Origin of the sequence: Myroides marinus, assembly GCF_900109075.1 — a bacterium.
GTDB classification, from domain to species: domain Bacteria; phylum Bacteroidota; class Bacteroidia; order Flavobacteriales; family Flavobacteriaceae; genus Flavobacterium; species Flavobacterium marinum_A.
In genome coordinates, this window is the sequence record NZ_FNYS01000043.1 from 1 (window position 1) to 7,116 (window position 7,116).

The 7,116-nt window shown below is 31.9% G+C and carries 10 protein-coding genes and 1 other RNA gene; 8 read left to right on the plus strand and 3 right to left on the minus strand.

Annotated elements, in window-relative coordinates:
* The first annotated feature begins 43 nt into the window (after window positions 1–43).
* Entirely contained in the window at window positions 44–583 is a 540-nt protein-coding gene (locus BMX53_RS18700) for a transposase (protein WP_074746351.1), read from the plus strand.
* Window positions 583–1,443, plus strand: a complete 861-nt coding sequence (locus BMX53_RS18705; RefSeq protein ID WP_074746352.1) for an IS3 family transposase — start codon at window positions 583–585, stop codon at window positions 1,441–1,443. The genes BMX53_RS18700 and BMX53_RS18705 overlap by 1 nt, the downstream gene beginning before the upstream one ends.
* 67 nt (window positions 1,444–1,510) lie before the next feature.
* Here BMX53_RS18705 and rnpB read toward each other — a convergent pair.
* An RNA gene (gene rnpB / locus BMX53_RS18710) (RNase P RNA component class A) lies at window positions 1,511–1,826 on the minus strand.
* A 274-nt stretch (window positions 1,827–2,100) separates the two neighbouring features.
* Between rnpB and murQ the strand changes: the two genes are divergently transcribed.
* From murQ to BMX53_RS18730, 4 genes are read left to right on the plus strand one after another with little or no spacing between them, the layout of a single operon-like run.
* The gene (gene murQ / locus BMX53_RS18715; protein WP_074748470.1) at window positions 2,101–2,919 is read left to right on the plus strand and encodes an N-acetylmuramic acid 6-phosphate etherase; all 819 of its coding nucleotides are present in this window, start codon (window positions 2,101–2,103) and stop codon (window positions 2,917–2,919) included.
* Window positions 2,919–3,152: a DUF6095 family protein gene (locus BMX53_RS18720; protein ID WP_038984557.1), complete on the plus strand. Its 234-nt coding sequence runs from the start codon at window positions 2,919–2,921 to the stop codon at window positions 3,150–3,152. Before murQ ends, BMX53_RS18720 begins: the two co-directional genes overlap by 1 nt.
* 4 nt (window positions 3,153–3,156) lie before the next feature.
* Window positions 3,157–3,540: a hypothetical protein gene (locus tag BMX53_RS18725; RefSeq protein WP_038984556.1), complete on the plus strand. Its 384-nt coding sequence runs from the start codon at window positions 3,157–3,159 to the stop codon at window positions 3,538–3,540.
* Window positions 3,541–3,561: 21 nt separating this feature from the next.
* Window positions 3,562–4,359, plus strand: a complete 798-nt coding sequence (locus tag BMX53_RS18730) for a TerC family protein (protein ID WP_063176200.1) — start codon at window positions 3,562–3,564, stop codon at window positions 4,357–4,359.
* Between the two features lie 69 nt (window positions 4,360–4,428).
* On the opposite strand, the gene BMX53_RS18735 is transcribed toward BMX53_RS18730, so the two are convergent.
* The gene (locus BMX53_RS18735) at window positions 4,429–5,118 is read right to left on the minus strand and encodes a TrmH family RNA methyltransferase (protein WP_074748473.1); all 690 of its coding nucleotides are present in this window, start codon (window positions 5,116–5,118) and stop codon (window positions 4,429–4,431) included.
* 89 nt (window positions 5,119–5,207) lie between these two features.
* Here BMX53_RS18735 and BMX53_RS18740 point away from each other — a divergent pair, with 89 nt between their 5' ends.
* Entirely contained in the window at window positions 5,208–5,903 is a 696-nt protein-coding gene (locus BMX53_RS18740; protein WP_074748475.1) for an SIR2 family NAD-dependent protein deacylase, read from the plus strand.
* A gap of 57 nt (window positions 5,904–5,960) precedes the next feature.
* Window positions 5,961–6,389, plus strand: a complete 429-nt coding sequence (locus BMX53_RS18745) for a hypothetical protein (RefSeq protein ID WP_074748478.1) — start codon at window positions 5,961–5,963, stop codon at window positions 6,387–6,389.
* A 146-nt stretch (window positions 6,390–6,535) separates the two neighbouring features.
* Here the strand turns inward: BMX53_RS18745 and BMX53_RS18750 are convergent, their stop codons facing one another.
* Window positions 6,536–7,039 (minus strand): hypothetical protein, encoded by a 504-nt coding sequence (locus BMX53_RS18750; RefSeq protein ID WP_143061466.1) that lies wholly within the window; start codon window positions 7,037–7,039, stop codon window positions 6,536–6,538.
* Window positions 7,040–7,116: the final 77 nt, after the last annotated feature.

Below are 7,116 nucleotides of genomic sequence, written 5' to 3' on the forward strand. Positions count from 1 at the left end.
TAGACATGCCCCAAAAAGTTAGACACTTTTTGGGGCATTTTTTATGAGTAGAAAACAGAAATACAATTTCGAGTTTAAGTTACGTTTAGTAACTATTATTTTGGAAGGGAAAGACAGTATGTGTGGACTTTCAGGATCAGAAAAAATTAGTGAGTTTAACCTTTACTTTTGGCTTAAACTATATGAAGCTTATGGAGAACAAGGATTACGAGGAATCTCCAAAAACAAATTCACTATAGAAGAAAAAGTTCATATTATTCAGGAGCATCAAAATAGTGGTTTATCTTTGACAGACACCTGTGTGAGATATAGAATTTCAAATCCTTCTGTCTTATTCCAATGGATAGCCAAATTTAAAAGCAAAGGATTTAAGGGTTTAGAAGATAATCGGGGTGTACATTTAAAGAAAAACAAAAAAATTACCTCAATGACAAAGAAAAGCGCTATTCCTGGGATAAAAAGCTCAATGACTGATTTAGAAAAATTGAAAATTGAAAATGAATATTTACGTGCAGAAATTGCTTATCTAAAAAAGTTAGAAGCCTTGGCTCAAAGCAAGCAAGCCAAAAAGAAAAAGCCGTAATAGTTACGGAGCTAAGGCGCGATCATAATTTAAAACACCTACTACACTTAGCAGGGCTAGCTCGTAGTTGTTATTATTACCATATAAAGAGTGTTTCTTTTTTGGATAAACATGTGAATTTAGTCAAACATGTAGTTGATATCTACAATAAACACAAAGGATTGTATGGATACAGACGTATCACATTAGCTCTTAGAAAAGAGTTAGGAATACCTGTAAACTTTAAAACTATCGCTAAGATAATGAAGAAATCAAATCTTAAAAGCATAATCCGAGTTAAGAAATACAGGTCTTTTAGAGGAGATGTTGGTAAAGAAGCAGAGAATATACTTCAACGAAATTTTAAAGCTACAGAGCCTCATCAAAAGTGGGCTACTGATGTGACAGAATTTAATGTAAAAGGAAATAAATTATATTTATCTCCAATTATAGACTTATTTAATGGAGAGATTATTAGTTATAATTTATCTACTTCACCCAATTATAAACAGACTATTGACATGCTTGATAAAGCATTTAAAAAAAGGAAAAAAGAGAATAGAGCACATATCCACACTATACTTCATTCTGATCAAGGATGGCAATATAGACTACAAAAATATCAACACAAACTCAAAGCTAATAACATTATTCAAAGTATGTCTAGAAAAGGGAATTGTCTAGATAATGCTATTATAGAAAATTTCTTTGGAGTGCTAAAGTCAGAACTATTTTACCTGAAGAAATATACTTCGATAGTAGAATTGAGTAAAGAGATCAAAGACTATATTAAATATTACAATAACGATAGAATAAGGATTAACTTAAATGGAATGAGCCCGATAGAATATCGAGCTCATTATATTAAAAACATTGCATAACTTAGTCCAACTTTTTGGGGTCAGTCCAATATAGCAGTCCTTTTTTCTTTACACTATAAAGTGATAAAAAATAAGCAAACCTATAAGCCGGATTCTGTAAGTACTAAAAGTACTCCCTTATCATTTATCCCGGCTATCAATTACTCGATAGCTCTATCTGCCTACCCCTAAAGCATCGGGCGGGCACCCTCGAACGCTAAATATACATGACATTTCACCGCATAGAGTTTACCTGGTTTCACTACAGCATTACCTGTACATACTTTCTGTTGCACTTGTCCTCTTGGCAAGCCAAGGATGGGCGTTACCCATTATGCTTCCCTATGGTGTCCAGACTTTCCTCTATTTTCATTACTGAAAGTAGCGATAAGGCAGTTTGCTTGGCACAAAAGTAACTCATTTATTACAACTCATAAAATTATTTCACAATATTCTTTTATGAGTTTAAAACCTAGTTTATAAAAAAACTTATTATTCCTTAACAAAGAGATGCTTAACCTATAATCTATTTATGGATAATGTATTTTTTATATCAATCAAACTAGATTCTACCAGCTTATTTTGACATAAAATTATAAAGTTCACCCCTTATATTATACAAGGTTAGTAAAGTATTTTGTGTACTTTTGCTAGCATCCATTTTTAAGAACTATCAAAGTGAGTTTTATAAAAATAACAGAACAATCTTCTAAGTATAATGATTTAGACAAAATGTCTATCAACGAGCTTTTGACTAATATTAACCAAGAAGATATATCTGTTCCCTTAGCAGTACAAAAAGCTATTCCTCAAATAGAAGCTACAGTTGTACAAGTTGTTTCCAAATTAAATAACGGTGGTAGATTATTCTATATTGGCGCAGGTACATCTGGTCGACTAGGTATACTAGACGCATCTGAGTGCCCTCCTACCTATGGTGTATCCCCTGATTTAGTTATAGGAATTATAGCTGGTGGAGATTATGCTATTAGACATGCAGTAGAAAATGCAGAAGACAATCCACTACAAGGATGGGAAGATTTACTACAACACAATATATCTGATAAAGATATTGTTATTGGTATAGCTGCTTCTGGTACTACTCCGTATGTAATTAAGGCCTTAGAGAAATGTCAAGCAAATAAGATTACAACTAGCTGTATTACGTGCAATCTAGAAAGTCCGTTAGCTAAAGTAGCGGATTATCCTATCGAAGTTGTAGTAGGACCTGAGTTTGTTACAGGAAGCTCTCGTATGAAAGCTGGTACAGCACAGAAATTGGTATTAAACATGATATCAACAAGTAGTATGATTCAGATAGGAAGAGTAAAAGGCAATAAAATGGTCGATATGAAAATGACCAATGCTAAACTTCAGGAAAGAGGAATACAAATGATAATAGATGAATTACAAATAGAATATTCTATTGCTGCACAATTATTAAAAGAACATCAAAACGTTCGTACAGCAATTGAATATTATAAAACAAATATATAATGGAACAAGAACCACAAATAGATAGAAAATTGCTTAATAAAGGAGTTAAGTATCTTATGATTACTTTACCTCTTATGTTCTTAGGACCTATTGTTCTACATAGCTCTTTAAAGAATCAAGGACATCCTTTTTTCTATCCTATATTTGGACTAGGTTGTCTAATTTGTTTAACATCTATGCTGTTATTCTTTAAAGGACTACAAACAATTATTAAATCACTATTTGGAAAATAATATTATGAAAACTAAATTACTATACTTTTTACCTTTATTCTTTTTATTAATCTCTTGCTATAATCAGGAGAGAAACTGTGCAAACTTTAAAACTGGTAAGTTTGAATTTGTAGCTGAAATAAATGGAGAAAAAAAGGTATCAACTTTTGTTAGAACAGAAAACTTAGAAATAGAAACATTCGAAGGAAAAACTGATAGTGCTGCTATTCGATGGGTTAATGACTGTGAATTTGTGTTAGAGAAATTAAACCCTAAAACAATGGCAGACAAAAAACCAGTTAGTATCAAAATAGTCACTACTAATGGAGATGAATGTACTTTCGAATATGGATACGTGGGAGATGCACGAAGAGAAAGAGGAACAATTAAAAAAATTGCTGATTTATAATTTAATCCACACACAAATACTATGGAAGTATTTTTAACTGCTGATGCTATTGTAGCATTTATAACACTGACATTCTTAGAGATTGTACTAGGAATCGACAACGTTATTTTCATCTCTATCGTAACAGGTAAACTACCTGAAGAACAACGTAAAAAAGCAACTAAGATTGGTCTATTCTTAGCTATGTTTATGCGTATTGGTTTATTATTCGGTGTTACATGGCTTATTGCTATGAAAAAACCATTGTTCAGCATTAACTGGAGTTGGTTTAGCGCTGACTTTAATGGACAAGCTTTAATACTTCTTGGTGGAGGTATCTTTCTTATCTATAAATCTACAAAAGAAATACATGAGAAAGTGGCACATGTACACGATCACCATCCTATAGATGAAGCGCCAAATGCTAAGAAAATAGCAACTAAATCATTTAGCAATATTATTATGCAAATCTTAATGATTGATATTATTTTCTCTGTAGATAGTATCCTTACAGCTGTAGGTATGACTAATGGTCTTAATGGTGCATTATACATTATGATAGCTGCAGTTATTGTATCAGTAGGAGTTATGATGTTATTTGCAATTCCTGTAGGAAACTTTGTAAACAAAAATCCTTCTATTCAGATTCTAGCTTTATCATTCTTAATCCTTATTGGATTTATGCTTACAACAGAAAGTATGCATATTTCTCATGCTGTTTTAGCAGGACAAGAGATTGGAGCAGTACCTAAAGGTTATTTATACTTTGCTATCGCATTCTCTCTAGCAGTAGAATTTATCAATATGAAACTACGTAAAAAGAGCACTCCAGTTGCTTAATATTTTTACTATATATAAAACAAAAAATCCCTCTGTAGTAGAGGGATTTTTGTTTTATATAGTAATTTATTACTCAGTCATATTCTTTGCTTCTAGATAGCGTTCTGTTACGAAATCAATATCCTTAATTGACTTTCTAGCCCAATCAATTCTTTTTTCTAATAATTGAGCATCTGATAGTCTCCAATCGATATTAGAATTTCTTACTCTAGTAGTTAGATTTTGAATGATAATTGCTGCAGATACAGAAATATTTAGACTCTCTGTAAAACCAACCATTGGTATTTTAATGTAAGCATCGGCTTGCTCGATAATTTCTGGTGATAAACCGTTCTTTTCCGTCCCAAAGAAGATTGCAGAAGGTTTGGTGATATCAAAATCTTCTAAATGATTAGCCTCTACATGTGGAGTAGTTGCAACTATCTGATATCCTTTACTTCTAATATCATCTAAAGCAGAAGGTATATTACTATATCTATGTATATCTACCCACTTCTCTGCTCCTAAAGCAATCTCTTTATCTATTCGTTTACCAAACTTTTGCTCAATAACACAAAGGTCTTGTACCCCAAAAACCTCACAGCTTCTCATTACAGCACTTGTATTATGTAATTGATACACATCTTCCGCTACTATAGTAAAATGCTTTGTACGGTTATTTAAAACCTCTTTAAAGCGTTCTACTCTATTCTCTGTCAAAAATGATTCTAAGTATTCTAAATATTCTACGTCTTGAAATAGCTTATTTGAAATATCCATTATTATAATTATTTTTAAGAACCTTGATAAAGACAATAAAACATCTCTTTATCATATAGGATTAATACAAACGCAAAGGTAACAATATTATGGAAAAAAGATTAGTAGTACTTTCGGGAGCAGGAATGAGTGCTGAGAGCGGTATACAAACCTTCAGAGATGCAGGAGGTTTGTGGGAAGGACATGATGTTATGGAAGTAGCTTCACCAGAAGGTTGGAAAAAAAACAAAGAACTAGTACTTGATTTCTACAATCAAAGAAGACGTCAACTATTAACTTGTGAGCCAAATGAAGCACACCTACTACTAGCTGAATTAGAACAACACTACAACACTACTATCGTAACACAAAATGTAGACGATCTACATGAACGCGCAGGTTCGTCACATATTATTCATCTACATGGTGAACTACTTAAGGTAAGGAGTGTACAAAACAGTAAACTCATATACCTTTGGTCAAAAGATTTACACAGTACAGACACCAACGATCTAGGTCATAAACTCAGACCACATATCGTTTGGTTTGGAGAAATGGTTCCTGAGTTAGAAAATGCTGTATCTTATGTCAAAAAAGCTGATATTATCATTATAATAGGAACTTCTATGCAAGTATACCCTGCCGCTTCATTAATCCATTATGCAAAACCAAATGCTCTTGCTTATTATATTGATACTAATCCAGCAATAATTAATCAAACTCCTTGTAAAATAAACATTATAGCAGAAAAAGCATCCATTGGATTAAAGTCCATCATTAATGATTTAAAAAATAATTCACAATAATTTCTTAATATTAAAAAATAAACTACATTAGAGCCATAAACTATAACTAATCAATTTATGAAAAAACTAATTTTATTATTTCTAGCTACAGCAACATTTAGTGTTGTTAGTTGCTCTAGTGATGATGGAGGTTCTAAAGACATCAAACCAGAAGGATATCCAGAGACTTTAAATCAAGTAGACTTTAATGCTCAAGCACCAGGAACAAGAATGTTATTAACAGGTAAAGGGTTTGATGAAGCTAAAAGTTCTGAATATAAAATTACCTTTGTAAAAGCGTTACCTACTAAGAGCTCAAATGCTGTCATCGCACCTAGAGCACCTAAGCCAGAAGAGTCAAATGAGAATATTGAAGCTTATATCTTTAAGGTAACACCTACAGAAGTACATTTTGAGGTTCCGAAAGAAGTTGGTAATGGAACTGTTAACTTTGAATATAAAAAATATAAGACACCTATTGGTAACTACCAAAAGAAGGTTAAATAACAAAAAAACGCTTTAGAGTATTTCTAAAGCGTTTTTTTATTGCACTACTATAATCTATTTTCCAATAATCTTTTATATACGAAAAAGCCCTTAGACAATGTCTAAGGGCTTTTATTTATAACTTTTACTACTCTAAGTTATCAATCTTAATTTGTAAAGTAAACTACAACTTTATATTTTCCAGCAGGAAGAGTAGAATAAATCTCACCACTACCTAAAGCAAAATTAAAGTCTGTTTTACCAATTGCAAACTCACTAACATTAACTGTTAATAAATTACCAGAAGCATCATATAACTTAACATCAAATACTTTAAATGTTTTTTGCCATAAAGAATCAGGTAAATTAACACCTTTTACTTCTGCATCATTTGCATTTACATCAGCTACAGCAGAGAAAACGCTAACTTCTTTTCCGTCAGACTTAATATTAGTCACTGCTACTTCTTTAGTAATATCATATGCTACAGCACTTTTAAGCTCTTTAATAAGATCATTGTTAGTCTCTTTAAGAATCTCCTTGATTGTATTTGTTAAATCAATAACTGTTCTAGTTTCTTTTCCTGTTGAAGGATCTTTTATTACTGAATAAAGAACATCTTTTGCAGTAGTATCTTTAGGATCTAGTTTACCATAACTGAAGTTTCGCACCCAAAACTGGGGCTTATAGAAGTGAAAAAATAGCATGTAAACCAAGGTAATCCCTTGGTTTTATTGTATCTTTAAGT